This is a genomic window from Corynebacterium curieae (assembly GCF_027570035.1).
Taxonomy (GTDB): Bacteria; Actinomycetota; Actinomycetes; order Mycobacteriales; family Mycobacteriaceae; genus Corynebacterium; species Corynebacterium curieae.
In genome coordinates this window covers 172,675-196,210 of sequence record NZ_JAKMUU010000003.1, presented here as the reverse complement: position 1 = coordinate 196,210, position 23,536 = coordinate 172,675, and the positions used below count along the sequence as shown (strand labels likewise).

The window sequence follows — 23,536 nt, the reverse complement described above, 5'->3', positions numbered from 1 at the left end:
CACAGGCTTTTGTAGAGCTTTCACCTATCTCGGCCTTAGAGGGTGTGGTTCGGGCGATTATCCACAGGCTGCCGCCCGCCACCGCGCGCCGAGTTGCGCGCCCGGCTTAGGCTCAGGGCCATGATTTCGAACTACTTGGCAGCCGTGAACTCCCCGATGAGGCTCATCGAGGAGTGCGTTGGGCTGTCGGTAGAAGAGCTCGTCGATAAGGGCTTTAGCGATCGCGAGGCCGCCGAGTTCGCCCGCCTTGCCGATACCTACTTCGGCCGCACTTCCTTTCGCGCTAAGCAGCGCGCCGCCCGCCGCACCACACTGCCGCTGGATGCGCTGAAGATTATCGAGCACTATGCCCAGAAGATGAATACCCAGCGCGCGGCCTGGGCACTGCGCGAGGAACTCTGCGCCCTGCGCGTTGCTACCAGCGAGATTGAAAAGCGCGCCCGACGCCTTGTCCGCGAGGAGCGCACCACCAAGCGCTCCGAGGGGGTGCGCCTGACTCGCCGCCGCGATGACCTATGGACGCTGACCATTACCGCTGAGTCCGAACTGGTCGCAGAGATTAATAACCATGTCTCCACCGTCGCCGATGCTCGCCGTGTCTTTTCCCAGGGTGCCGCCGCCTCCACAATCACCACCAACGTGGTCCTCACCCTCAATGAGATGGTCAAAGTTACCCACGGTGAGGACGTCACCTTGCAGCTAACCAATGGCGCACAAATTACCGGTGCAGACCTTGCCCGCCGCGCGCTTTCCGACGTCGGCCTAATCACCCTCATCCACCCCGTCACCGGCCCCGTAAACCTCTATCAATCGAGGCGCTTGGCTACGTGGAAGCAACGCCAGATGGCGATGGCGGAAAATCCGGTGTGCCCGTGGCCCGATTGCCATACGCCGGCAGATGAATGCCAGGTCCACCACCTCACCCCGTGGCTGCTCGGTGGTGACACGAATCCCGAAAACCTCACCATCGCCTGCAAGTATCACAATGCGGTCAATGATGATGACCCCAATGCACCGCCGCGCCGCGGCCGGCTTGAGCGCCGCCCCGGCGAAGGTATCGTCTGGCGCCCGCCCTGGGCTAAGCCGCCCGAAGGACACTAAGCCGCCTCAATCCTGCTGAAGCCAAACTCGCCATAGCCCCAGCGCAGCGCACCGCTTACCGCTAGTGCGCGTGCGCGGCTTTGGCGATCGCAGATGCAGCGAGCCTTTAAATCGAGTACTCGGTGGGATCGCCTGCCGCAGAATCGATGCGCGGGTCTGGTTGGGAAAGGGTGAGGAAGTTGCGCAGGATGCGATCCATCTGGCGTGACTCGGTAAGAAAAGCGTCGTGGCCTACCGGGGAGACAACCTTCGCCATCGCCAGCAGATTGCCAAGGTTGCGCGAGATGTGTTCCTGCTGGTGGTACGGGTACAAGATATCCGTGTCCACGCCGACGACCATCGTTGGCACCTCGGACGAGCCTAGCGCGCGGTTGAGGCCGCCGCGGCCACGGCCGATATCGTGGCGGTTCAGCGCCTCGGTAAGGGTGACATAGGAACCGGCATCGAAGCGATCGGCCAGCTTCGTGCCCTGGTAGTCCAGGTAGGAGTTGACGGCAAAGCGCTCATTGCGGCGGCGGTAGGGGCCGAGTGGGTTCTCACCGGTCTGCGCCTGGACACCGAAGCGCTCGTCGATTTCCTGTTCGCCGCGATAGGTCAGATGCGCGATGCGACGCGCGGCGGCCAGCCCCTCGCGCGGGCGCTGAGCAGAGGCGTAGTAATCGCCGCCATGCCAGAAGGAATCTTGCTCGATGGCCGCGATCTGTGCCGATTGGATACCAATCTGCCAGGCGGAAGCGCGGGCCGATACGGCAATGACGCAGGCCGCTTCGAGGGCTTCCGGGTACATCAGCGTCCACTCCAGTGTGCGCGCGCCACCCATCGAGCCGCCGATAACGGCGTGGACGTGGGTGATTCCGAGCTCGCGCAGCGCGGCACGCTCAGCCGCGACGAGGTCGCGCACGGACAGGGCAGGGAAGCGAGAGCCCCAGGCCCGGCCGTCGTCAGGATGCGGGGAGGCAGGGCCGGTGGAGCCGCCGCAGCCACCCAGCGCATTAGTGGCGATAACGCACCATTTCGTCGTGTCTAGCGCCTTGCCAGGACCGACTAGATCGGCCCACCATTCGGCCACATTCGAGTCACCGGTCAGGGCGTGTTCGACCACAATGACGTTATTGCGGCCGTGGGGATCGTCGAGCAGGTGGCCGAAGCGGTGGTAGGCGATGTGGGCGTCGGCAAGCGTGGCGCCGGCTTCGGTGCGGAAGTCGCCGATGCTAACTAGCTTCATGCCAGCGCGTTAAAGCCCAGCTCGACGTCCGCGATGATGTCATCGATGTGCTCGATGCCCACAGAGAGGCGGATGGTGGACTGGGTGATGCCGGCCGCAGCAAGCGCAGGCTCGTCGGACTGGGAGTGCGTGGTGGTTGCTGGGTGCACGGCCAGGGAGCGGGTGTCGCCGATATTGGCGAGGTTGGAGTGGAGCTTGAGAGCGTCGATAAATGCCCAGGCTTCCTCGCGGCCGCCGTCGATGTCGAAGGAGAGCACGGAGCCGGTGTAGGCGTAGCCGAGCTTTTCCTTGGTGGCCTTATACGGCGAAGAATCCAGGCCGGCGTAGTTGACCTTGGTGACCTTGGCGTGGCCTTCCAGGTACTCGGCAACGGCTTGGGCGTTGGCATTGTGCTTTTCGACGCGCAGGCCCACCGTTTCAATTCCGTTCAGCGTCAGCCAGGCGTTGAAGGGGGAGATGGCGGCACCGGTATCGCGCAGCAGGCCGGCGCGGGCCTTGAGCGCGAAGGCTGGGGCGCCGAGGTCGGCGTACTTCAGGCCGTGGTAGGCCTCGTCCGGGGTGACGAAGTAGGGGAAGACGGGTTCGCCGTTGCGGGTGACGGTCCAGTCGAAGGAGCCGCCGTCGATAATCGCGCCGCCGATGGCCGAGCCATTGCCGGTGTAGAACTTGGTAGTGGAAACCACGACGATGTCCGCGCCGAGGTCCAACGGCCGAGCGAGGGCGGCGGTGGCGATGGTGTTATCCACGATGAGCGGGACCTGGTTGTTGTGGGCGACCTCGGCGATGGCCGGGATATCGAGGACATCGGCCACGGGGTTGCCGAAGGTCTCGCCGTAGAAGGCCTTGGTATTCGGCTGGACGGCGTCCTGCCAGGATTGCGGATCGTCCGGGTCTTCGACGAGGGTGACGTCGATGCCCAGGCGCTTGAGAGTGACAGTAAAGAGCGTTGAGGTGCCGCCGTAAAGACGCGGAGAGGTCACGATGTGGTCGCCGGCCGAGGCGAGGTTCAAAATGGCCGTGGTTTCGGCGGCCTGGCCCGAAGCGAAGGCGACGGCCGCGACGCCGCCTTCGAGGGAAGCGAGGCGCTCTTCCAGCGCATCCTGGGTGGGGTTGGTCAGGCGGGTGTAGATGGGGCCGGCGTCGGAAAGGTTGAAGCGGTTGGCCGCGTGTTCGGCGTCATTAAACACATAGGAAGTGGTCTGGTAGATCGGCACGTTGCGGGCGTTGTGGTGCCCGTCGAGGTTTTGGCCCGCGTGTACGGAGCGGGTAGCGAAGGACCAGTTGGAATTGGAGTTATCGTATTTCGTCGTCATGCTTGGCAAGACTAGACCAAGCGGTATGTATTGCGGAGGGGTTTAGGGAAACCTGCTGGCAGGAGCGAGAATAAAAATAGACTAAGCGGTCAGTCTCGTGTTGTGTGTGGGCGTCGGAAGGCGCGGCGTCAGGGAGAGGGCACGGCGGGGCTATCGTGGCAGCGCAGGTGGCCTCGTGGGGAAGAGTTTCTACGGGTGGCGATTTTGTTCCTCGAGCTGATCGGCAACGCGGCGGGTGTTTGCGCGAGTTTCGTTGCTATTGCGCACGAGCTTGACCACGATGGCGATGATTCCGGCGAGAATGAGGGGCGGAATGAGTATGAGTAGAAATTCAAGCGGACCGAGGGACATTTATTACCTTTCTTTTATGATCTTTGGGGTTACGGTATCACTCGCGTAAGGCGGCCGCGACCGCGGAGAGGCTCGTGCGCAGCTCGGTGTCGCTAAGGTGGCCGAAGCCGAGGACGACGCCGTCTTCGGCGTCGGCGCCGCCCCAATAGTCGCGCAGCGGGGTGAGCTTGATGCCGCGGGCGGCGGCGCGGGGGACTACGGTTGGGTCGCACAGCAATACCGCGTGGAGACCACCGTGAATGGGGAGGAGTTGGGTGCCATCGATGGTGCCGAGCGTTTCGGCTACCAGGTTGCGGCGGCGTTTGTAGGTGCGGCGCATGCGGCCGGTGTGGCGTCGTAAAGCGCCGCTGGCAAGGTAGTGAGCGAGCGCGGCCTGGGGGATGGCGCCGACGGGTTGGCCGAAGACCTCGCGCACGCGGTCAACGGCCGGGCGCAGGCGCGGCGGGACGACGAGGTAGCCGCAGGCAATCGAGGGGGAGATGACCGAGGAAAAGGTGCCCAGCAGCACGGTGTGTTCCGGGGCGAGTGCGGCCAAGGCGGGCAGTGGCTGGCCGACGTAGCGCAGTTCGGAGTCGAAGTCGTCCTCGATGAGGAGGGCGTCGTGTGCGCGGGCCCATTCGACGAGTTCGGCGCGCCGGGCTGCGGGCAGCGAGCCGCCGTAGGGGTATTGGTGGCTGGGGGTGACGATGAGGGCGTCGAGATCGGCCGCGGGGACGGTGACGCCATCGGGGCCGGTGGGGATTTCCACCAACGTATGGCCGAGCGTGTGGGGCACGCGGCGCAGGCTGGGGTAACCGGGGGACTCCACGCCCACGTGCAGCTGGCGGCCGAGGGCGCGCAGGAGCACAGAAAGGCCGTCGCGGGCGCCGGCCGTGATTAGTACGCAGGCTGGGTCCACGGTGAGCCCGCGCATGTGGCGCAGGTGCGCTGCGACTTCGTGGGGCAGATTGCCGGAGGGGTCGACAGCCGCTGCACGCCACGCTGCCCTCCATTCAGGGGTGAGGATGCCGGCGGTGTCGGGCAGGCCGGGGGTCAGTGACACCAGCTCGGGCTCGGCGGCCGGTGCGGGGGCTGGTTCCGGCCTTGGGGCACGCGCGTGGGGGAGCAGTGGGTTGATGACGGTGCCGGAGCCGACCTCGGCGGTGAGGTAGCCCTCGGCCGTGAGTTGGTCGTAGGCGGTGACTACGCTGCCTCGGGAAATGCCGAGCTGCGAAGCCAAGTGGCGGGTCGAGGGAACGCGCTCGCCGGGCAGGAGGACGCCGGCGGCAACCTGGGCGCGTAGGGCTGCGGCTATTTGCACGGGCAGCGGCCGCGTATCAGAGGGATCGAGGCGAAGGGGCACGGACCCATCATAAGTGGTCTAATCCAACACGCTGAAAATGGCTCTTGTCTTGTACCAATTGTGTGGGCCACTATGGCACCTATGACTGAACAGGTAAATGAACAAGGACGCGCTACCACGCGCGTGAAGCGAGGACTAGCCGATATGTTGAAGGGCGGCGTCATCATGGACGTCGTCACACCAGAGCAGGCGCGCATTGCGGAGGACGCGGGCGCATCGGCCGTGATGGCGCTGGAGCGCGTGCCGGCCGATATCCGCGCGCAGGGCGGCGTGGCCCGCATGTCTGACCCAGAGCTTATCGAGGGCATCGTCGAGGCCGTGGATATCCCGGTCATGGCCAAGGCCCGCATCGGCCACTTTGTAGAGGCGCAGATCCTGGGCGAGCTGGGTGTGGACTTTATCGACGAGTCCGAGGTGCTCAGCCCGGCCGATTACGTTAACCACATCAATAAGTGGGACTTCGACGTGCCGTTCGTGTGCGGCGCCACCAACCTGGGTGAGGCGCTGCGCCGCATCACCGAGGGCGCGGCCATGATTCGCTCCAAGGGCGAGGCCGGCACCGGCGATGTCTCCGAGGCCGTGAAGCACCTGCGCACCATTAAGGCCGAGATCGCGCGCTTGCGCCACCTGGATCGAGACGAGCTTTATGTTGCGGCCAAGGAGCTGCAGGCACCGTATGACCTGGTCGCAGAGGTTGCGGAGACCGGCAAGCTCCCGGTTGTACTCTTCGTTGCCGGTGGCGTGGCCACGCCTGCCGACGCCGCCCTTGTCCGCCAGATGGGCGCCGAAGGCGTCTTTGTCGGATCCGGCATCTTCAAGTCCGGCAACCCGGCGGCGCGCGCGGAGGCCATCGTGAAGGCCGCCACGCTTTACGACGACCCCGCAGAGCTCGCCAAGCTTTCCCGCGGCCTGGGCGAGGCCATGGTGGGCATTAACGTCAACGACGTGCCCGCACCGCACCGCCTGGCTGAGCGCGGATGGTAGCTACCGTCGGGGTGCTGGCGCTGCAGGGCGGCGTCGAGGAGCACCTGCGCATTCTGGACGGGCTCGGCGTTGTTACGCGCCGGGTGCGGGTGCCGCGCGACCTGGACGGGCTCGACGGGCTGGTGATTCCGGGCGGTGAGTCGAGCGTCATCGACAAGCTGGCGCGTAGCTTCGGGCTGGCCGAGCCGCTGCGCGATGCCGCGGCCGCAGGATTGCCGGTGCTCGCGACCTGCGCGGGGCTTATTTATTGTGCCCGCGAGCTGGATAACCCTGCGCCGGGGCAGCAAACCCTGGGCCTTGTGGACGTGACCGTGCGGCGCAATGCCTTTGGTAACCAGCGCTTTTCCGAAGAGCGCACGGTGCCTGTGACGGCGGGGGAGGAAACGCTTGACATTGCGGCGAGCTTCATTCGCGCGCCGCTGGTCACCCGCGTGGGCGGGGGCGTCGAGGTCATCGCGACGGTGCCGGGCGAGAAAGGCGACGCGGTGGTCGGCGTGCGCCAAGGTCGCGTGACGGCGCTGAGCTTCCACCCAGAAGAAAATGGCGACGCCCGCGTGCACGCCGCCTGGCTCGAAAGCTTTTAAGTACGCAGATACACCAAAGCCGCCCCGCAGCGAGGCAATGAACGCTGCGGGGCGGCTTTTTCCTGGGAAGACTTACTTCTTCAGGCCGTCGATGATCTCGTTGAAGGCAGCAACTGGGCGCATGACGGCAGAGGTCTTCTCGTCGTTAGGCCAGTAGTAGCCGCCGAGGTCGGCGGGGTTGCCTTGGGCGTCGACAAGCGCCTGGGCAATCTCGTCTGCCTGGGAGGACAGCTGGGAAGCCACGTCCTTGAAAGCAGCGGCGAGATCGGCATCGTCGGTCTGGTTAGCCAGCTCCTCGGCCCAGAAGGTGGCCAGGAAGAAGTGGGAACCGCGGTTGTCGATTTCGCCAGCTTTGCGGGACGGGGACTTGCCCTCATTGAGCAGGCGCTCGGTGGCCTTGTCCAAGGTGGCGGCCAGGACGCCGGCCTTCTCGTTGCCGTTGGTCTGCTTTTCGTGGCGGAAGGACTCGGCCAGGGCCAGGAACTCGCCGAGGGAATCCCAGCGCAGGTGGTTTTCTTCCTCGACCTGCTGGACGTGCTTCGGGGCGGAGCCGCCCGCACCGGTCTCGAAGAGGCCGCCGCCGGCCATGAGCGGAACCACAGACAGCATCTTGGCGGAGGTACCCAGCTCGAGGATGGGGAAGAGGTCCGTGTTGTAGTCACGCAGCACATTGCCGGTCACGGAGATGGTGTCTTCGCCGCGGCGGATGCGCTCGATGGAGGTCTTGGTAGCGGTGACCGGATCCTCAATGGAGATATCCAAGCCCTCGGTGTCGTGGTCCTGCAGGTACTTCTCCACCAGGGACTTGATATTGCGGTCGTGGCCGCGCTCTGGGTCGAGCCAGAAGATGGTCTTCATGCCGGACAGGCGAGCGCGGTTGACGGCGAGCTTGACCCAGTCCTGGATTGGGGCGTCCTTGGTCTGGCAGGCGCGCCAGATATCGCCTTCCTCCACGTCGTGGGAGATGAGGACTTCGCCCTGGGAGTTTCGAACCTCAACGGTGCCCGCGGCTGGGATTTTGAAGGTCTTGTTGTGGGAGCCGTACTCCTCGGCCTTCTGCGCCATGAGGCCCACGTTCGGCACGGTACCCATGGTGGTCGGGTCGAAGGCGCCGTTTTCCTTGCAGTCCTCGATAACGGCCTGGTAGACGCCGGCGTAGGAGGAATCCGGGATAACGGCGAGGGTGTCCTGCTCCTCGTCGTTCTTATTCCACATGTGGCCAGAGGTGCGGATCATGGCAGGCATGGAGGCGTCAATAATGACGTCGGAAGGCACGTGCAGGTTGGTGATGCCCTTGTGGGAGTTGACCATGGCGAGGTCGGGGCCTGCGGAAAGCGCAGCATCGAAAGCAGCCTTGATTTCCTCGCCCTTGTCCAGGTTCTTGAGGCCCTCGTAGATAGCGCCCAAGCCGTTCTCCCCGTTGAGGCCGGCAGCCAGCAGCTCCTCGCCGTACTTGTCATAAACATCGGCGAAGAAGGCGCGGACGACGTGGCCGAAGAGGATGGGGTCAGAGACCTTCATCATGGTGGCCTTCAGGTGGGTGGAGAAGAGTACGCCCTCTTCCTTGGCGCGCTTGACCTGTGCGAGGAGGAACTCATCGAGGGCCTTGGCGGACATAAAGGTGCCGTCGATGACCTCACCCTTGAGAACCGGCAACTCCGGCAGCAGGGTCTGCTCGCCTTCTGCGGTCTTGAGGACGATGGACAGGGTGTCCTCGTTGTCCAGAATGACGGACTTCTCATTGTGGCGGAAGTCTTTATCCGCCATGGTGGCAACGTTGGTCTTGGAGTCCTTGGACCACTCGCCCATGCGGTGCGGGTGCTTCTTCACAAAGTTCTTCACGGCCTCCGGTGCGCGGCGGTCGGAGTTGCCCTCACGTAGCACCGGGTTAACAGCGGAGCCCTTAACGGAATCGTAGCGGGCGGCGATGTCCTTTTCTTCCTCGGTGGAAGGATTATCCGGGTAATCAGGCAGATCGTAGCCAGCGGCCTGCAGCTCGGCGATGGCCTTTTTCAGCTGCACCAGGGAAGCGGAAATATTCGGCAGCTTGATGATATTTGCTTCCGGGGTCTTGGCCATCTTGCCCAGCTCCGCTAGGGCGTCTTCGACCTTCTGCTCCTCGGTCAGGCGCTCTGGGAACTGCGCGGCGATGCGGGCGGCCAGCGAGATATCGCGGGTTTCCACGTCGATGCCCGCAGTGGAAGCGAAAGCCTCCACGATGGGCTTGAGGGAGTAGGTCGCCAGCAGCGGCGCCTCATCGGTACGGGTCCACGTAATCTTTGCCATGATTCTCCTATATAACGTTGGAAAATTGTTCAAGTGCCCAGATTACCGATTTTGTGGGAAGCATGTGGGCCAGTTTGCTGATAGTGATCTCCCATTTGCCGCCCCTTGAAAAGGGTTGCGTGGCAATCATCACCCATGCGCAGGTGGGGTGGAGATATTCACGAGCACCCGCTGCAGGCATGCTACCGGCGGACACGGGGTGTACCCTCACTCTCCATGAAAATCATCGATGAGCTAAGCCCGCGCAGCGCACACGAACACCGCATTCGTCGCCGTCCGCTGCCGTTGCAAACGGAGATTACCGCCCGCCGCCGCGCCATCGTCATGGTCGCCATGGCCCTGGGCGCGTTTGCCATCGGCACGACGGAGTTTGTGTCTATGGGCCTACTACCGCTTATTGCAGATGATTTTGGCATTTCGGAAGAAAACGCCTCGACGCTTATCACTATCTACGCGATGGGCGTGGTGGTCGGCGCCCCGCTGATTGCGGCCTTTACCGGCAAGCTGCCGCGCCGCCGCCTGATCTTGCTGCTCATCGGCTTCCTCGTGGTGGGCAACCTGCTCTCGGTCTTGGCGCCAAATTACGCGATCCTCATGGTGGCGCGCTTTATCGCCGGCATGCCGCACGGCGCTTATTTCTCCGTGGCCAATCTCTCGGCCGCATCTATGGCGCCTCCAGGCGGCCGCGGCAAGGCCATGGCTTATGTGGGCATGGGCCTGGCCATCGCGACGGTTATCGGCGTGCCGGCCGCGCAGGCGCTCGGCTCCGCGCTGGGCTGGCAGGCGGCTTACCTAGTGGTCGTAGCCTTGGGCGTTATCACCGCCATTGCGTTGTTCTTCCTGATGCCGCACATGACGGAGATGAAGCAGACCGATATCCGCACGGAGTTCGGTGCGTTCAAAAATAGCCAGGTGTGGTTCACCGTCATCATGGGCGTGGTCGGCTTTGGCGGCATGTTCTCTGTCTATACCTATATTTCGTGGACCATGACCGAGGTTGCCGGCATGGACCAGAGCCTCATCTGGGTGGTGCTCATGGCCTATGGCATCGGCATGACCATCGGCAATGCCTTTGGCGGCTGGCTTGCTGACCGCAACCTGGAGTTTGGCATCATCTTTGCCCTGGCCTGCCTCATCGTAATCCTGACGGCCTTTTATTTCCTTTCCAGCCATGCCATCCCCGCTACCTTGTGCTTTGGCTGCGTGGCGTTTATGGGTTCCACGCTGGTGCCTTCTCTGCAGTTGCGCTTGGTGCATGTAGCTGGCGACGCCCAGACTCTGGCCGCAGCCCTTAACCAGTCCGCGCTCAACATCGCGAATGCGGCAGGTGCGACCATTGGTGGCGCCGTCGTGGGCGCCGGCCTGGGCTACTCCGCTCCGGCGCTGGCGGGTGCCGGCTTGGCGGCTGCGGGTTGCCTGGTGTGGGCTGCGACGATGTGGGATAAAAAGCGCCTTGCTCGCCGCGCCTAGGCGGACCGATATGCTGTTGGCATGACCCTTACCATCGCGAGCGTAAACGTCAATGGAATCCGCGCTGCGTGCAAGCAGCGCAATGAAAATAACCCTGGAATGAATGCCTGGCTAGAGGAGACTTCGGCCGATATCGTGCTCATGCAAGAAGTGCGCGCTACCTCGGAGCAAGCCGAAAAGGCCCTAGCCCCGGCATTGGAGACGGGCTGGCACTTGGCGCTTGCCGACGCCGCCGCAAAGGGCCGCGCCGGCGTCGGCATCTTGTCCCGCACCCCGCTTGCCGACGTCGAAGTGGGCTTCGGCTCCTTTAGCGACGCCGGCCGCTGGATCGCCGCTACCACCCGCGATATTCGCGTCGCTTCCCTGTACCTGCCCTCCGGCGATACCGGTTCACCGAAGTTGGATGAAAAGTACCGCTTTCTGGATGAGTTCCAGGAGGTACTAGCGGAGAACGCGGCACGAAAGAACCCCGATGGTAGCCCGGCCGAAATGGTGATCGGCGGCGACTGGAATATTTGCCACCGCGCCCAGGACCTGAAAAATAATAAGGCCAATGAAAAGAAGGCCGGCCACCTGCCGGAGGAGCGCGCCTTCATGGACCACGTCTTTGGCGCGTTCCCGGATGACAAGCCGCAGGAGAAAAAGAACCTGGGCCAGTGGCAGGGCGTGGTCGAGTACGCGGGCGGCAAGCCGTGGGGCCCAGCCGCAGAACCGCAGTGGTTCGACGTCGCGCGCCGCCTGCACCCGGACGAAGATGGTCCTTATACCTGGTGGACCTACCGCGGCCAAGCGTTCAATAACAACGCCGGGTGGCGCATCGATTACCAGGCGGCCACCCGCCCGATGCTCGAGCGGGCGCAGCGCACCTGGGTAGAAAAGGCCCCTACCGTAGAGCAGCGCTGGTCCGATCACTCCCCGCTGCTGGTGGAGTACAGCTGATGACGCCGCTATTTAGCGTCCTCTACGTAGTCGGCATTACCGCCGAGTCCATGACCGCTGCATTGTCCGCCGGGCGCCAAAAGCTCGATCTTTTTGGCGTTACCATGATCGCCTCCATGACGGCGCTGGGCGGTGGCACTGTGCGCGATATGATCCTCGACGATCCTCCATTTACCTGGGTAGAACACCCCATCTACTTGGTAATCGTCATCGTGGCAGCCGTGGTGACGGTGGGCATGTCCTTCCTCATGCACTATTTCCGCCACCTCTTCCTCATCCTGGATGCGCTGGGCCTCGCGGTCTTTTCGGTACTTGGCACCCAAATCGCGGTCCACCTGGGGCACGGGTTCATTATTGCCTCGGTCTCCGCAGTGATTTCTGGCGTCTTTGGCGGTGTGCTGCGTGACCTGCTTTCGGATCGCATCCCGCTGGTCTTTTCTGGCGAGTTTTACGCCGCTATTTCGGTGCTCGCCGCGGCGCTATTTATGGCGCTCTACCACGGCGGTCTAGCCGAGGAACCGGCCGCGATCATCACTGCCTCCGTGTGTTTCATCGCCCGCTTGGCCGCGATCTACTTCAAGAAGGGATTGCCCGTCTTTGAGTATCGCGATGCCGAGCAGCAGATGGATCCGCGCCTGCGTTTGTCCGCGCGCATCGTGCGCGATGGCGCCCGCAAGGCCAAGCGCAAGGCGGGCGCGGCCACGCGGTATGCCAGCCCCATCACGCGCCCGCTGACCCGGCCGCTGAGCCGTCCACTGGGGCGCACGTTTAAGAACAAGACGCGAGCGTTTTCTACCGCGGCGGAGGGCACCGACTACGGCGATATATCGAGCAATCGCATCGCGCGTCGCCCGAAGCGGCAGTCGATTACCCGGCCGAGTGGCCGGCACTCGCCAGGGGCGAGGGGAGTAGACGTGGAGCAGCAGTGGAGCTTTAATAAGGGGGATGTCGGCAAGCGTAAAGCCCCCAAGCACAAGCAGTAGTGCTAGTATAGGTAGGTCAAAAAATTCAGTAATCTGCAACGGAGAAAGTTCATGGCTCGCGCAATTATTTCTTTCGTCCTCGGCGCTGTAATCCTCGGCCTGAGCATCTGGTGGTGGACCGTTGTTGGTCCGTCCTTCGCTTTCCTCGGCCCCATCGTGCTGATGGGCGTGGGCGGCGCGCTGATGGTTGCGGGCTTTGCCATCTTTATGGATGTTGTTAGCCCCACCTCCCGCAAGATTTAAGGTCTTGCGCCGTTTCCCCTGCCCTACGGGTAGGGGATTTTTTCGATCCGAAAGTGCGGCGCCTAAGGCAAGGAGGTCAACCGCGCACCGAGCCTAGGGGGTAGGATAAAGCACCATGACTGCAGACAATTCCACCGTTTCCCGCGTCCTGTCCGGTATCCAACCCACCGCTGATTCCTATCACCTGGGTAATTACCTAGGAGCGCTTAAGCAGTGGATTGACCTGCAGGACAGCTATGATGCCTTCTACTTCATTCCGGACCTGCACGCGATTACCGTGGAGCAAAATCCCGAGGAGCTGCGCAACCGCACTATCGCGGGTGCCGCGCAGCTCATTGCCCTGGGTATCGACCCGGAAAAGTCCACGCTCTTCGTACAGTCTCACGTGCCCGCTCACGCGGAGCTGACCTGGGTTCTGCAGTGCCTGACCGGCTTTGGTGAGGCTTCCCGCATGACCCAGTTCAAGGATAAGTCCGCCAAGCAGGGCTCGGACCGCACCTCGGTGGGCCTATTTACCTACCCAATCCTTATGGCCGCCGATATTTTGCTCTACTCGCCGGATTATGTGCCGGTGGGCGAGGATCAGCGCCAGCACCTGGAGCTGACCCGCAATCTGGCTGAGCGCTTTAACAATAAGTACGGCCAGACCTTCAAGGTTCCGGAGCCGTTCATCCCCGAGGGTGCGGCAAAGATTTATGACCTGCAGGAGCCGACGTCCAAGATGTCCAAGTCCGGCGCCAATCCGAAGGGCGTGGTCAACCTGCTCGACGCGCCAAAGACTTCGGCCAAGCGCATCAAGTCCGCCGTAACGGATGATTTGGGCTCGGTGGCCTTTGACCGCGAAAACCAGCCGGGTGTTTCCAACCTGTTGGTCATCCAGTCCGCGCTGACGGGGGAGTCTATCGATTCCTTGGTGGAGAAATACGCCGGCCAGGGCTATGGCCACCTCAAGGTGGATACCGCAGAGGCGCTGCAGGAATTTACCACCCCGCTCAAGGCGCGCTATGACGAGTTGATGGCGGACCGCGGCGAGCTCGAGCGCATCCTGGCCAAGGGGGCAGAGACTGCGCAGGAGATTGCACAGCCGCTTGTCGACGCCGTCTATGAAAAGGTCGGCTTCCTTCCTCGCCTGCGTAAGTAGGCACCTTTCGCCCAGCGGCTTGATCGCTGGGCGCCGTTTTCTTCCCCCGTATCCCACCCCACAAAGGGACAAGTGTGCCTGTGCCAGTTACTCTTAATGGGATGAAAACTGTGTGAGCAAGAAGGGAAGCACGTGCCAACCACCACGCAATCCTCCTCGAAGAAGACGGACCACTACGGCATTGAGCGCGCTAATGCCGATGAACCGGGTGCGGTAGATAAGGTTCGCGAGAAGTCAGGTTTTGTTGACCACCTGATGCGCATGCAGGAGCGCTATAGTGCGGAAGGCGGCAACCAATTTGCCGCCGGCATTACCTACTATTCTGTGTTGTCCATCTTCCCGCTAGCCATGCTCATCGTGGCTACCGTTGCCGCCGTCTTGGCTAACCGCGAAGACTTGCTCAATGATTTGCAGTCCCAGATCACCAGTTCTATCGATGGTGATATGGGAGATACGGTCAATGAGATCTTGGATACCGCCATTGACCAACGCGGCGCCATGTTCGGCATCGGTGGTTTGACCACTTTGTGGTCCGGCTTGGGCTGGATGAATAACCTGCGCATCGGCATTTCGGCGATGTGGGGTATCGACGCCACCGAGGGCGGTTCCTTCCTGAAGAAGAAGCTTTCTGACTTGATGGGCCTCATCGGCCTTATCGTGGCCTTCCTCATTGCCTTTGGTGTGACCGCCGCCGGTTCCTCAGGCCTTACTCAAAAGATTTTTGAGTGGGTAGGCATCGATTCCTTCCCAGGAATGAGCTATGTCCTATTCTTTGCAGTGCTGTTTATCGGACTTGTGGCTAACTTCATCGTCATGTGGTGGCTCATTATGATCCTGCCGCGCACCAAGGTGCCGAAGAAGTCTGGCCTTATCGGCGCGGCCATTGGCGCCGTAGCCTTTGAGGTGCTCAAGCAGCTTTCTACGCTCATTATGTCTTCTGCTACCAGTAGCCCGGCTGGCGCGGTCTTTGGCCCGGTCATCGTGCTCATGGTGGTCATGTACCTGATTTGGCGCGTGGTGCTATATATCTCCGCGTGGACCGCCACTACCAAGGAGTCCCTGAAGTACGCTCATCCGCCGGTCCCAGAGCCGGCCGTTATTCGCGTCCGCAACGAGGTCAAAGAAGGCGCGCCTGCAGGTGCGACCTTCGGCGTTGGTGCCGCTGTGGGTGCCGCGGTCGTGGGCGCGTGGAGTCTGTTGCGGCGAAAGTAAAATCTCCTCCTTAGGGGTGAGGTCGCCGCTGCCGGTGGGCTTTAAGATAGAGCATTATGAACGCCAATGACATCGCACCGAATCTTTATGAGGAATGGGGACTAGATCGCCGCGATGGCGAGCACGAGCTTTTAGTTTTGTTGGAGTCCAAGGATTTGCTGCTCCAGCAGCAAGGCCAAGACGCCGAGGAGCCGCGGCGCGCGCAGCTGCGCATCGCTGCCAGCGTCTTGGGCTCTGCTGCAAAGCGGGCGGAATACGATAAGGCGTGCGCGGCGGGAATGCGCCCCACCTGGGGAGACCTAGGGCAGCTGGGCGCAGTAGGGCAGTGGGACCCGCGGCCACAGCAGGCCCAGCAGCAAGCTCAGTCCTTTCAACCCGGTCAGGCGGCCGGGCCGGGGCGTCACGCTCAGCAGGAACCGCGATTTGCGCAGACCGCGAGCCCCTATGGGTCACCGTATTCGCGCAATCCCTTCGCCCCTCAGCCCAATCCGTTCCCACCAGCAGCAGCGGCGGCGAACGCGGCTGTCCCCGCGCCGTTGGTACAACAACCAGCGCCTGAAATTAGTCAGCGCGCTGGTCAAGATGCGCGCATCGGCATGGCGATTTTAGATCTGTTCTTTTTCTTACTTATCAGCGGTAGTTTCGGCGGCGCGTTGCTTTCTGGCGGCGTGGATGAGCTTTCGACGTTCATTGGCGGTGGCATCATTATGCTGCTTTACGTCTTGGGCACCGAGTGTTGGCTCGGCGCCAGCCCGGCCAAGCTGCTCATGGGCTACACGGTGCGCGATGTCGACACCAAAGAGCGGCTCACCCTGTCCCAGTCTGCTAAGCGCCAGTGGTGGCGCTTGGTAAATATCGTGCCTGGGCCCGGTACTTTGGCTAGTTGGGTGGGCGCCGGTGTGCATGCCTGCACCATTTCGGGGAAGAATAACCGGCGCGGCACCCATGATGAGTGGGCTAACGCCGAAGTAGTGAAAAGGCACCCACGCACATAGCCAGCAGCACCACGGCGCCGGCGATAACCCAGCCGAGCCAACCCTGCACCCCGGCCAAGGAGGAATTCACGGACTGTGTCTGAGAATCGGGCTCCGGTGTTGCTGCTGGGGAGGTGGCGTCGGCAAGCAAATTTCCTACGCCGCTACCAGGGGGAACCTTGTAGGCTTCGTGCAATAGCTTTTGGGCCTGCTCCCACGCGCGCGGGCCGTGCTCCACGGTGGTATCGAGTAAGACCGCCTGCAACCGGCGGCCGTGGCGGTCGAGCGCGCCGACAAAGGTATGGTGCGCATCATCGGTAAAACCCGTCTTGCCGCCAATACCGTCCGGGTCGTTGAGAAAGAGCCCGTTATCGTTGCCTAACTGGTAGCCATCAAAGTCGCCCCAGCCGGGAAAATCCACGGACTCCGTATCCACAATGCGCGCGAAGGTCGGGTTATGGAAGGCCGCGCGGTAAATACGGGAAATATCCTCGGCCGAGGTAGACATGCCGGGGGCATCGAGTCCGGAGTAGCTGGCCGCGTAAGTGGAATTCGTACCGATTTCGGCCGCCTTCTCGTTAACCTTGCGCAAAGTGGCCTCGTCGCCGCCCATTTCCTGCGCCAGCGCATGCGCAGCATCGTTGCCAGAAGCCATGAGCAGGCCCTGCAAAAGCTGTTCCACTGTGTAATCGCCGCCGGGGCCAATGCCCACCGCGGAACCATCGATTTGCACCGATTCTTCGCTTACTTCCACCTTCTTGTGCAGGTCCAACTCGTCGATGACCACGAGCGCTAGCAGCGCCTTAATGATGGAGGCCGGCCGGTACCGGCCATTAGGGTCCTTCATCGCGACGATCTCGCCGGTGTCGATATCGGAGACCATCCAGGCTGCGGCAACCACATCCTTATCCACTTTGAATCCTTCCGGCAGGGTGGTGCCGCAGGGCTCATCGCTGTCCACCGGCGGCAACGGGGTGGGGGAGGCCTGACCGGGCGCGAGGCGCTCCGAGGTGGTGGTCGCCTTTTCCGGGCGTTCGGAGTGCGGGCATTTATCGGTATCCGGCGCGGCGGTGCGCGTGGTGGTGGGAGCGGTCGGCGTTTCCGCCAGTGCTAGCGGCGGGCCGCTCGCCAGCGCGGCGGCGAGTGAACAAGCGAGAATTCTTTTCATGACATGACACATCTTAGGCCCGTGCCTACGATGGGACGCATGCATGACGCGCCATTGATTAGCCCCGAAAACAAGGACTCCGCCGCCGATGTGGTGGCCAAGCTTCCCAAGGTCTCGCTCTTTGAGACTATTTCTTCCACGGCCACCGCGCCGGAGGATCTAACGGCAACTATTCGCAAGCGCTATGAGGCTCTGGCAGCCGACGGCGTGGTCTACGCGGAACTGCACTTAGACCCGGCAAAGTTCGACGTGGACGCCGCCACGCTTGCCGACGCTGCTGCAGCCGCCCGCATTCCTTCCCTTGACGCTCGCATCGTCCTCGCTGGTACTGCTGCCGAGACCGCAGTTTCCGCCGACGCCCCAGTGGTGGGCTATAGCCTGCCGCAGGGCCAAGTGGGAGCGGCCGCGGACTTCCGCGCAGATTTCCTGCCCACCCAGATCCTGGTGGGAGAGGACTTCGCAGAGGTGGAGCGCGCCGCCCAGGCTGGGGTGAATCGTCTCATCCACCCAATCAATATGATCGATGATTTCACTGCAAATATCGATGGCATTCTGCCGGGCAAGGCATCTGGATTCATCCGCGATCGCCACATCCCACTTGTCTTTACTCCGCTGGAGGAGTCCGAGGACCTAAATGACCATCCGCTGCCGCTGCTGCAGCAGCTGGGCTTTACCTGCGCCATCTCCTCGGGCGAGACCACGCTGACAAACCAGTTTCTTGCCCTAAGTGAGGCCTTTGGCTATGGCCTCGAGGAGTTTTTCGATCTCACCGTCAAGGCGGTAGAAAATTCCTTCGCTGACCAGGAATCACGGCAGCATCTACTAGAAACGGTTATCCTGCCAGCATACGAGGAACTTTCAGACCCCGAGCTGGCAGGCCCAGACACTGAAGAGTCTTTGGCAGACGCCGCTGAAGAAACTACTGACTAAAGGAGAATTACATGCCTTCCGTACTTTTTGTTGTTACCGCTGCTGAGGAATGGACACTGGCCGATGGCACTAAGCGCCCTACCGGCTATTGGGCCGAGGAGCTTATTGCACCGCACCGCGCCTTCCAGGGCGCAGGCTGGGATATCCACTTCGCCACCCCCGGAGCAAAGGCTCCCGTGGTAGATGAGTACAGCCTTGAGGTACTGCCCGATAATGTGCGCATGGCGCAGGAAAATTACTTGGCGGAGTTGGGCGTGGCGCTAGAGAACCCGATGAACTTGGCCGAGGTCGATGAGGCGGATTATGACCTCATCTTCTACCCAGGAGGCCACGGGCCGATGGAGGATCTTGCCTACGATCAGGATTCTGCCAAGCTAATTCAAGCGCGTATGGATTCCGGCCGGGCGCTCGGCCTCGTTTGCCACGCCCCGGCCGCGCTATTGGCATTAGATAACGAGAATTGGCCGTTCAAGGGCTACAAGATGACCGCCTTTAGCAATGCCGAGGAAGGCGAGGAGATGGTTGCCGCCGCTAAGTGGGCCTTGGAGACTCGCCTGCGCGAGCTCGGCGCGGACTATCAAGAAACCGACGCCATGTCCCCGAATGTCATCGTGGACCGCAACCTCTACACCGGCCAGAACCCCGCCTCTTCTGAGCCGCTGGCACAGCGCATTCTGCGCGATTTCTAAATGCGCATTTCGCGAAGCTTTAAGGTTGCCGCCGCGCTGGCGGGTGGTGCTGGGGCTGTGGGCGCGGCGGCCTATGCCTTAAGCCGCCGGCCGTACCTGCGCCAGGTAGCTCCGGGGCTGCGAAGCCCGATTTTATACCTGCCCATGCACCTGCTTCCCGACGCCACCTTTGCCCGCGCCAGCCGCTTCTTCGCCACCATCGACTTTTCGCGTCCGATCCGGCACGCGGTAGACATCGCGGAGTTTTCTACATCCTTCGAAGGGCGCACTTTTAGCGCCCGCGTGCTCACCCCGAGCGGTGGGGTCGCTCCTACTGCGAGCGCGGCTGAGTCCGAGTCCCGGCTGCGTCCCATGGTGGTATGGACGCACGGTGGCGGCCATCTTATCGGTGGGCCTGCCATGTACGATCCGCAAAATGCTCGCTTGGCGGCCGAGCTGGGCGCCATCGTGGTAGCCCCGCGCTACCACAAATCCACCCAGGAACCATTCCCCGCGGATCACGATGAGTGCTATGCCGCGCTGCGCTGGGTACAAGAGCACGGCGAGGCTTTGGGCGGGGATACCTCGCGCATTGCGGTCGCCGGCGATAGCGCCGGCGGCGGTCTGGCTGCGGGCCTAGTCCAGCGTGCCTTTGATGAGGGCCATCCGGTTCGCGCGCTCGGCTTGGTCTATCCCATGCTCGATCACCGCACCACGGAAAAGGCCGGTGCGGTGGGCCAATTCATTTGGACGGCTGGGCCGAATCGTGGCGCGTGGTCCATGTATTTGGGAAACGACCATTTGGATGTCGACCTGCCGCCCTATGCTTCGCCAGCCACGCGCAGTGACCTTTCCGGCTTGCCGCCGACGTGGATCGGGGTCGGTGGCATCGACCTTTTCTGCGATGAATCCGTGGCCTTTGCCCAAGCCCTCGATGCGGCCGGCGTGGACACCACCCTCGACGTGTGGGCCGGCGCCTATCACGGCTTCGACCAGATTAAACCCAAGGCGCCACAATCGCGTGAGCTTTTCGACGCCCTCATTGACCACCTCCGCCGCCACCTCTAAGGTCACGTACTAAGGGAGGTTGCGCGATGAAATACAACACGCACGTGTCGTGGATCGTATCTTTTAACAGCCTTATTGTGCTCGGCCTGATTCTGGGTGGGGTCTTTGGAATAGGGACTCTAGGCCGCTCCATTGTTGGACTCAGCCTCTTTGTTGTGTGGCTGATCTTCGATAAATACATGCGCGACCGGAGCCGGCACCAAGAGCAAGAAGCAAGCAGCGACTAGACGCACAAAGCCGCCCCTCCTTCTCCTCCCATCTGCTGTGAGTGGGGAGGAGAGGCGAGGCGGCTGATGCCACGCGCGGCTGGGGCCGTGCGAACCGTGCGGGTTTAGAACTTGGAGAAGCGCTTGATGAGCATATCTTCCAAGCCCTTCCAAGACTCGGCGTGCTCGTTATATGGCTTGGACGGTACGTAGCCGGCGTGCTCGGTGGAGCCGAGCATGTAGCCCAAGTAGTCCTGCAGGCGCGGATTGGCCAGCATGTAGGAGTTAATGGAATCGTCTCCGGCCCAGTCGGCGGCATCTGCGCATACCTCGTAGCAGCGCGCCATCTGATCGGAATCGACGGCCTCGGGACCTTTTTCGATGTCGCGCACGATGCCATTGAACGAGTACTGGTTATCCGGGTGGACCTGTACTTCCAATTCACCGGCGTTGGCGGCGGCGACAACCTCTTCCCAGGTGGATACGCGGGCTAGATCGTGGTCATCGTTGTCCATGATCCAGCGCACTAGGGTCTTCGGGGAATCGAAGGTGAAGATCTCGCCCCACTTGCCCAAGAAAATGGGCTTGCCGTCCAGGTAGGTGCGCAGGGTGTATACGGATTTAGATTGCGCGGTGATCTTGATGGGATCGATGCCGGCGGCGGCCCACGGGGAGTTATCGTACGGGTCAGCGGCCTCGGCGGCGGCCTTGCGCTTTTCCTCGGCTTCCTTGGCTGCTGCAGCGGAGGCGGCAGCAGCAGAAGAGATGCGCTCCTTGGCATCGGAGACCTTGGCCGCATCAAAGTCATCGCTGGAGACCACGCGGACGTGCTCATCCAGGTCCTCGATGACCTTCTTCCAGTTGCCGGCGATGACGTGGCCCACGCCGGACCACTCGCTCATGCCTTGCTCGCCGGAATAGTGGTCAGCGCCGCGCGAAACATTGCGCAGGATGGAGTGGGAGGCGAAGAAAATGGTGGTGTGCTCTGCACCGGCGACGTCAGCAAGCGCGGAGGCAATCTCCAGGTTGCGAGCCACGGTGGATACATTCTGGTGGCTCGGGCGACCGGCCAAGGCTTCCGGCATGCCGATGAGATCATATTCATTCCGCTCAGTCGGGGTAACGCGATCCGCATCGCGGTCGGCGAACTGTTCCCACTGGGGGTGGTCCAGCAGGTCGTGCTTGGTGCTGGACTCCACAAAGCACAGCAGCTCGGCTGGCGAGTTGAAGGCTAGGACGGACTCATCATCGCCCAAAAAGGCCTGCCACTCGGAGCCATTTTGGCGCCACTTGGGTGCCCAGAGGGTATAAAAATCGCCCTCGGTCAGCGAGAGCTTTACAGGTACAATTGCGCGAGTGCTCATGGCGTTTAAGTCTACCCAACGCCCCAAGCAGCGCGCGAGAGCGCACCGGCCTTAGGCCGTGGGGCGCCAAAAGCCCTTAAACTGCATACCCATGTTCGAGGTGCGCAGCGGGTTAGTTTGCACCGGATCGCCGGCTTCCACGATTTCCCCGTTGCCGGAATACATCGCTACGTGCCCGTCCCATACCACCAGGTCACCAGGCTGTAATTGATCCGCACTCACCTGCTGACCAATGGCCTGTTGATCCGCCGTGCGCGGTAAGTCCACCCCAGCCTGCGAATAGGCCCATTGGGTAAGCCCGGAACAGTCAAAGCCGCCGTTTCCGGTGCCACCCCATACATAGGGCTGGCCCATCTGACTCTTCGCGGCGGCGACGGCTGCCTGGCCAGCGGCCGAACCTCCCTCGGCAGGGGCCTCCTCGGGTTCAGGCGAAGGGGAGGGCGCCTCTTGTACAGCGGCGTCAGTGCCAGCGCCCGCTGCGGATTGTCCTGGAAGGCCGGTGGAAGGCTGGGCGCCGGTGGGGTGGGCGGGGGCGTCGGCAAGCGCGGAGTGCACCGGCCGCTGCGCTACCGGATGCAAGGACTGGGCGGCCGCGCTGAGATCACCCATCAGGCGCTGCACGCGGGCCGTGGCCATGCCTAGGTGCTGGGAGATAAGCGAACGCAGCTTGGCCATAGCGGCAGCACGCGAGGACGGATCCAGCGACAGGAAACCCAGCGCGGTGGGCAGAGCTTGGCGCACCAGCTGCGTGGCGATGCCCACCAGATCCCGGATGGTGCCCGCGACCAAGGTGCGAGCCTGGCCGAGTGCGGCAGAGATGGTCTCATTATCGAGGTCGATGTTCTGTGCTGACTCGAGTAAATGTGCGGGATTGCCGTGGGCGATGGCCGCCAAGGGCTCGGCGGCGGAAAGGTCCGGTACGCGAGGCAGCTCTACCTCGGGAAGCTGGGTCGGTTGCAGGGTTGCTATTTGCTTGAGCGCGGTATCGAGCATCTACATCGCCGCCCCAAGGTGCTCGCCCAGTGAGGCGTCGGTGTCTTCTGCCTCGCGCGACATCTGAAAACCGGAATGGGCTACCTGCCCCATATCGCTGCGCAGGACGTTCATGCGCGCGCCCACATTATCGAGCGCGGCATGCACGGCCTCATTAAAAACAGTAAAAGCGGAGTCATCGGGCAAAACGGGGTGGGGCGGATTCTCGCCTTGGGACTGCGCGTGCAGGTCGCGGGCGAGGTGACGGGCATAGTCGGTATCGATGGTGAAAGGTCTCATGCCCTATTGGACTGCCTAATAGCCCATTTGGTTCCCAAAAAGTTTAAAGTGGTGGGCATGGACATCGACGTAGTAGACCACCCGCTTGCCGCCTCCCGCCTAACGCTAATGCGCGATGCGCGCAGCGATAACTCCGCCTTTCGCGCCGCCCTGAAAGACTTGGGCACCATGCTTGTGTATGAAGCATCCCGCAACCTTGCCGTGGAGAACTTCGACTGCGCCACCCCGGTTTCTACCGCGCAGGGCACCCGCCTGCAGGACCCGCCCATCATCGTGCCGATCATTCGCGCCGGTTTGGGCATGGTGGATCCTGCCCTGTCCATGATTCCGGATGCGCAGGTCGGCTTTATTGGTATGGCCCGCAATGAAGAGACGCACGAGCCGGTGCCGTACCTGGAAGCTCTTCCGGAAGACCTCACCGGCCGCACCGTCTTTGTAGTGGATCCGATGCTGGCCACCGGTGGTTCTTTGTTGCATGCTTTGCGCCTGCTCGCCGGCCGCGGCGCTACCGATATCACCGCCATTTGCATGGTCTCCGCCCAGCCGGGCGTGGATGCGCTGGCCGAATCCGACTTGCCGGTGCGCTTGGTCACCGCCGCTATTGATCCCTCCCTGAACGAGGATGCTTATATCGTGCCAGGCTTAGGTGATGCTGGCGACCGCCTCTACGGGCCGCGCAATATCGACCTTTAAGGTAGTCTTCCCCTTGGAA

Annotated in this window: 24 protein-coding genes; 15 read left to right on the top strand and 9 right to left on the bottom strand. The window is 62.4% G+C overall.

The features are described from left to right. Nucleotides 1-120: 120 nt before the first annotated feature. A complete protein-coding gene (locus L8V01_RS06875) occupies nt 121-1,101 on the top strand; it encodes an HNH endonuclease signature motif containing protein (protein ID WP_269946378.1) in 981 nt (326 codons plus the stop codon). Nucleotides 1,102-1,207: 106 nt separating this feature from the next. Here L8V01_RS06875 and metX read toward each other — a convergent pair whose 3' ends face one another. The 4 genes from metX to pdxR form a co-directional block, all read right to left on the bottom strand. Further along, on the bottom strand, nt 1,208-2,326 hold the full coding sequence (gene metX, locus L8V01_RS06870; protein ID WP_269946377.1) for a homoserine O-acetyltransferase MetX: 1,119 nt from the start codon (nt 2,324-2,326) through the stop codon (nt 1,208-1,210). Continuing rightward, complete coding sequence (locus tag L8V01_RS06865) at nt 2,323-3,639, bottom strand: O-acetylhomoserine/O-acetylserine sulfhydrylase (protein WP_269946376.1); 1,317 nt, start codon at nt 3,637-3,639, stop codon at nt 2,323-2,325. Before L8V01_RS06865 ends, metX begins: the two co-directional genes overlap by 4 nt. 189 nt (nt 3,640-3,828) lie before the next feature. Beyond that, nucleotides 3,829-3,990 carry a hypothetical protein gene (locus L8V01_RS06860; RefSeq protein WP_269946375.1) on the bottom strand — a complete coding sequence of 54 codons (162 nt, stop codon included), beginning with the start codon at nt 3,988-3,990 and terminating at the stop codon, nt 3,829-3,831. A gap of 37 nt (nt 3,991-4,027) precedes the next feature. Then, nucleotides 4,028-5,332 (bottom strand): MocR-like pyridoxine biosynthesis transcription factor PdxR, encoded by a 1,305-nt coding sequence (gene pdxR / locus L8V01_RS06855; RefSeq protein ID WP_269946374.1) that lies wholly within the window; start codon nt 5,330-5,332, stop codon nt 4,028-4,030. Between the two features lie 81 nt (nt 5,333-5,413). On the opposite strand from pdxR, the gene pdxS reads away from it, so the two are divergent. Together pdxS and pdxT are read left to right on the top strand one after the other, a co-directional pair. Beyond that, on the top strand, nt 5,414-6,316 hold the full coding sequence (pdxS, locus tag L8V01_RS06850; protein ID WP_040424867.1) for a pyridoxal 5'-phosphate synthase lyase subunit PdxS: 903 nt from the start codon (nt 5,414-5,416) through the stop codon (nt 6,314-6,316). Further along, nucleotides 6,310-6,900, top strand: a complete 591-nt coding sequence (gene pdxT, locus L8V01_RS06845; RefSeq protein ID WP_269946373.1) for a pyridoxal 5'-phosphate synthase glutaminase subunit PdxT — start codon at nt 6,310-6,312, stop codon at nt 6,898-6,900. The genes pdxS and pdxT overlap by 7 nt, the downstream gene beginning before the upstream one ends. A gap of 72 nt (nt 6,901-6,972) precedes the next feature. Here pdxT and L8V01_RS06840 read toward each other — a convergent pair whose 3' ends face one another. Continuing rightward, nucleotides 6,973-9,186, bottom strand: coding sequence for an NADP-dependent isocitrate dehydrogenase (locus L8V01_RS06840; protein ID WP_269946372.1), 2,214 nt, complete (start codon nt 9,184-9,186; stop codon nt 6,973-6,975). A gap of 216 nt (nt 9,187-9,402) precedes the next feature. Between L8V01_RS06840 and L8V01_RS06835 the strand changes: the two genes are divergently transcribed. From L8V01_RS06835 to L8V01_RS06805, 7 genes are all read left to right on the top strand, one after another. Further along, nucleotides 9,403-10,656 carry an MFS transporter gene (locus tag L8V01_RS06835; RefSeq protein WP_269946371.1) on the top strand — a complete coding sequence of 418 codons (1,254 nt, stop codon included), beginning with the start codon at nt 9,403-9,405 and terminating at the stop codon, nt 10,654-10,656. 21 nt (nt 10,657-10,677) lie between these two features. Further along, on the top strand, nt 10,678-11,595 hold the full coding sequence (locus L8V01_RS06830; RefSeq protein ID WP_269946370.1) for an exodeoxyribonuclease III: 918 nt from the start codon (nt 10,678-10,680) through the stop codon (nt 11,593-11,595). After that, entirely contained in the window at nt 11,595-12,578 is a 984-nt protein-coding gene (locus L8V01_RS06825; RefSeq protein ID WP_269946369.1) for a trimeric intracellular cation channel family protein, read from the top strand. Before L8V01_RS06830 ends, L8V01_RS06825 begins: the two co-directional genes overlap by 1 nt. 51 nt (nt 12,579-12,629) lie before the next feature. Next, nucleotides 12,630-12,821 (top strand): hypothetical protein, encoded by a 192-nt coding sequence (locus tag L8V01_RS06820; protein WP_049378073.1) that lies wholly within the window; start codon nt 12,630-12,632, stop codon nt 12,819-12,821. Nucleotides 12,822-12,936: 115 nt separating this feature from the next. Continuing rightward, a complete protein-coding gene (gene trpS / locus L8V01_RS06815; protein ID WP_269946368.1) occupies nt 12,937-13,962 on the top strand; it encodes a tryptophan--tRNA ligase in 1,026 nt (341 codons plus the stop codon). Between the two features lie 132 nt (nt 13,963-14,094). Beyond that, nucleotides 14,095-15,174: a YhjD/YihY/BrkB family envelope integrity protein gene (locus L8V01_RS06810; RefSeq protein ID WP_269946367.1), complete on the top strand. Its 1,080-nt coding sequence runs from the start codon at nt 14,095-14,097 to the stop codon at nt 15,172-15,174. A gap of 56 nt (nt 15,175-15,230) precedes the next feature. After that, nucleotides 15,231-16,169 (top strand): RDD family protein, encoded by a 939-nt coding sequence (locus L8V01_RS06805; protein WP_269946366.1) that lies wholly within the window; start codon nt 15,231-15,233, stop codon nt 16,167-16,169. Here the strand turns inward: L8V01_RS06805 and L8V01_RS06800 are convergent. Next, on the bottom strand, nt 16,132-17,316 hold the full coding sequence (locus tag L8V01_RS06800) for a D-alanyl-D-alanine carboxypeptidase family protein (protein WP_269946365.1): 1,185 nt from the start codon (nt 17,314-17,316) through the stop codon (nt 16,132-16,134). The genes L8V01_RS06805 and L8V01_RS06800 overlap by 38 nt on opposite strands. A 39-nt stretch (nt 17,317-17,355) precedes the next feature. Between L8V01_RS06800 and L8V01_RS06795 the strand changes: the two genes are divergently transcribed. From L8V01_RS06795 to L8V01_RS06780, 4 genes are read left to right on the top strand one after another with little or no spacing between them, the layout of a single operon-like run. Further along, the gene (locus tag L8V01_RS06795; protein ID WP_394371645.1) at nt 17,356-18,246 is read left to right on the top strand and encodes an amidohydrolase family protein; all 891 of its coding nucleotides are present in this window, start codon (nt 17,356-17,358) and stop codon (nt 18,244-18,246) included. Between the two features lie 11 nt (nt 18,247-18,257). Further along, nucleotides 18,258-18,935, top strand: coding sequence for a type 1 glutamine amidotransferase domain-containing protein (locus tag L8V01_RS06790; protein ID WP_269946363.1), 678 nt, complete (start codon nt 18,258-18,260; stop codon nt 18,933-18,935). Then, nucleotides 18,936-19,982 (top strand): alpha/beta hydrolase, encoded by a 1,047-nt coding sequence (locus tag L8V01_RS06785; RefSeq protein ID WP_269946362.1) that lies wholly within the window; start codon nt 18,936-18,938, stop codon nt 19,980-19,982. A gap of 26 nt (nt 19,983-20,008) precedes the next feature. Then, on the top strand, nt 20,009-20,209 hold the full coding sequence (locus L8V01_RS06780) for a hypothetical protein (protein WP_269946361.1): 201 nt from the start codon (nt 20,009-20,011) through the stop codon (nt 20,207-20,209). Between the two features lie 104 nt (nt 20,210-20,313). Here L8V01_RS06780 and L8V01_RS06775 read toward each other — a convergent pair whose 3' ends face one another. The 3 genes from L8V01_RS06775 to L8V01_RS06765 are packed head-to-tail and all read right to left on the bottom strand — an operon-like array spanning nt 20,314 to nt 22,824. After that, nucleotides 20,314-21,552 (bottom strand): hypothetical protein, encoded by a 1,239-nt coding sequence (locus tag L8V01_RS06775; RefSeq protein ID WP_269946360.1) that lies wholly within the window; start codon nt 21,550-21,552, stop codon nt 20,314-20,316. Between the two features lie 51 nt (nt 21,553-21,603). Beyond that, complete coding sequence (locus L8V01_RS06770) at nt 21,604-22,545, bottom strand: C40 family peptidase (protein ID WP_269946359.1); 942 nt, start codon at nt 22,543-22,545, stop codon at nt 21,604-21,606. Beyond that, nucleotides 22,546-22,824: a chemotaxis protein gene (locus tag L8V01_RS06765; RefSeq protein WP_269946358.1), complete on the bottom strand. Its 279-nt coding sequence runs from the start codon at nt 22,822-22,824 to the stop codon at nt 22,546-22,548. 57 nt (nt 22,825-22,881) lie between these two features. On the opposite strand from L8V01_RS06765, the gene upp reads away from it, so the two are divergent. Further along, entirely contained in the window at nt 22,882-23,517 is a 636-nt protein-coding gene (gene upp / locus L8V01_RS06760; RefSeq protein WP_269946357.1) for a uracil phosphoribosyltransferase, read from the top strand. Nucleotides 23,518-23,536 lie beyond the last annotated feature (19 nt).

Excerpts from the sequence above, each read along its gene's own strand:
- metX (WP_269946377.1), bottom strand. The coding sequence starts at position 2,326 with ATGAAGCTAGTTAGCATCGGCGACTTCCGCACCGAAGCCGGCGCCACG.
- trpS (WP_269946368.1), top strand. The coding sequence starts at position 12,937 with ATGACTGCAGACAATTCCACCGTTTCCCGCGTCCTGTCCGGTATCCAA.
- L8V01_RS06770 (WP_269946359.1), bottom strand. The coding sequence starts at position 22,545 with ATGCTCGATACCGCGCTCAAGCAAATAGCAACCCTGCAACCGACCCAG.
- L8V01_RS06765 (WP_269946358.1), bottom strand. The coding sequence starts at position 22,824 with ATGAGACCTTTCACCATCGATACCGACTATGCCCGTCACCTCGCCCGC.
- L8V01_RS06795 (WP_394371645.1), top strand. The coding sequence starts at position 17,356 with ATGCATGACGCGCCATTGATTAGCCCCGAAAACAAGGACTCCGCCGCC.
- L8V01_RS06805 (WP_269946366.1), top strand. The coding sequence starts at position 15,231 with ATGAACGCCAATGACATCGCACCGAATCTTTATGAGGAATGGGGACTA.
- L8V01_RS06860 (WP_269946375.1), bottom strand. The coding sequence starts at position 3,990 with ATGTCCCTCGGTCCGCTTGAATTTCTACTCATACTCATTCCGCCCCTC.
- pdxT (WP_269946373.1), top strand. The coding sequence starts at position 6,310 with ATGGTAGCTACCGTCGGGGTGCTGGCGCTGCAGGGCGGCGTCGAGGAG.
- L8V01_RS06785 (WP_269946362.1), top strand. The coding sequence starts at position 18,936 with ATGCGCATTTCGCGAAGCTTTAAGGTTGCCGCCGCGCTGGCGGGTGGT.
- L8V01_RS06825 (WP_269946369.1), top strand. The coding sequence starts at position 11,595 with ATGACGCCGCTATTTAGCGTCCTCTACGTAGTCGGCATTACCGCCGAG.
- L8V01_RS06840 (WP_269946372.1), bottom strand. The coding sequence starts at position 9,186 with ATGGCAAAGATTACGTGGACCCGTACCGATGAGGCGCCGCTGCTGGCG.
- L8V01_RS06775 (WP_269946360.1), bottom strand. The coding sequence starts at position 21,552 with ATGAGCACTCGCGCAATTGTACCTGTAAAGCTCTCGCTGACCGAGGGC.
- upp (WP_269946357.1), top strand. The coding sequence starts at position 22,882 with ATGGACATCGACGTAGTAGACCACCCGCTTGCCGCCTCCCGCCTAACG.
- L8V01_RS06835 (WP_269946371.1), top strand. The coding sequence starts at position 9,403 with ATGAAAATCATCGATGAGCTAAGCCCGCGCAGCGCACACGAACACCGC.
- L8V01_RS06875 (WP_269946378.1), top strand. The coding sequence starts at position 121 with ATGATTTCGAACTACTTGGCAGCCGTGAACTCCCCGATGAGGCTCATC.
- L8V01_RS06820 (WP_049378073.1), top strand. The coding sequence starts at position 12,630 with ATGGCTCGCGCAATTATTTCTTTCGTCCTCGGCGCTGTAATCCTCGGC.
- L8V01_RS06790 (WP_269946363.1), top strand. The coding sequence starts at position 18,258 with ATGCCTTCCGTACTTTTTGTTGTTACCGCTGCTGAGGAATGGACACTG.
- L8V01_RS06830 (WP_269946370.1), top strand. The coding sequence starts at position 10,678 with ATGACCCTTACCATCGCGAGCGTAAACGTCAATGGAATCCGCGCTGCG.
- L8V01_RS06800 (WP_269946365.1), bottom strand. The coding sequence starts at position 17,316 with ATGAAAAGAATTCTCGCTTGTTCACTCGCCGCCGCGCTGGCGAGCGGC.
- L8V01_RS06865 (WP_269946376.1), bottom strand. The coding sequence starts at position 3,639 with ATGACGACGAAATACGATAACTCCAATTCCAACTGGTCCTTCGCTACC.
- L8V01_RS06780 (WP_269946361.1), top strand. The coding sequence starts at position 20,009 with ATGAAATACAACACGCACGTGTCGTGGATCGTATCTTTTAACAGCCTT.
- pdxS (WP_040424867.1), top strand. The coding sequence starts at position 5,414 with ATGACTGAACAGGTAAATGAACAAGGACGCGCTACCACGCGCGTGAAG.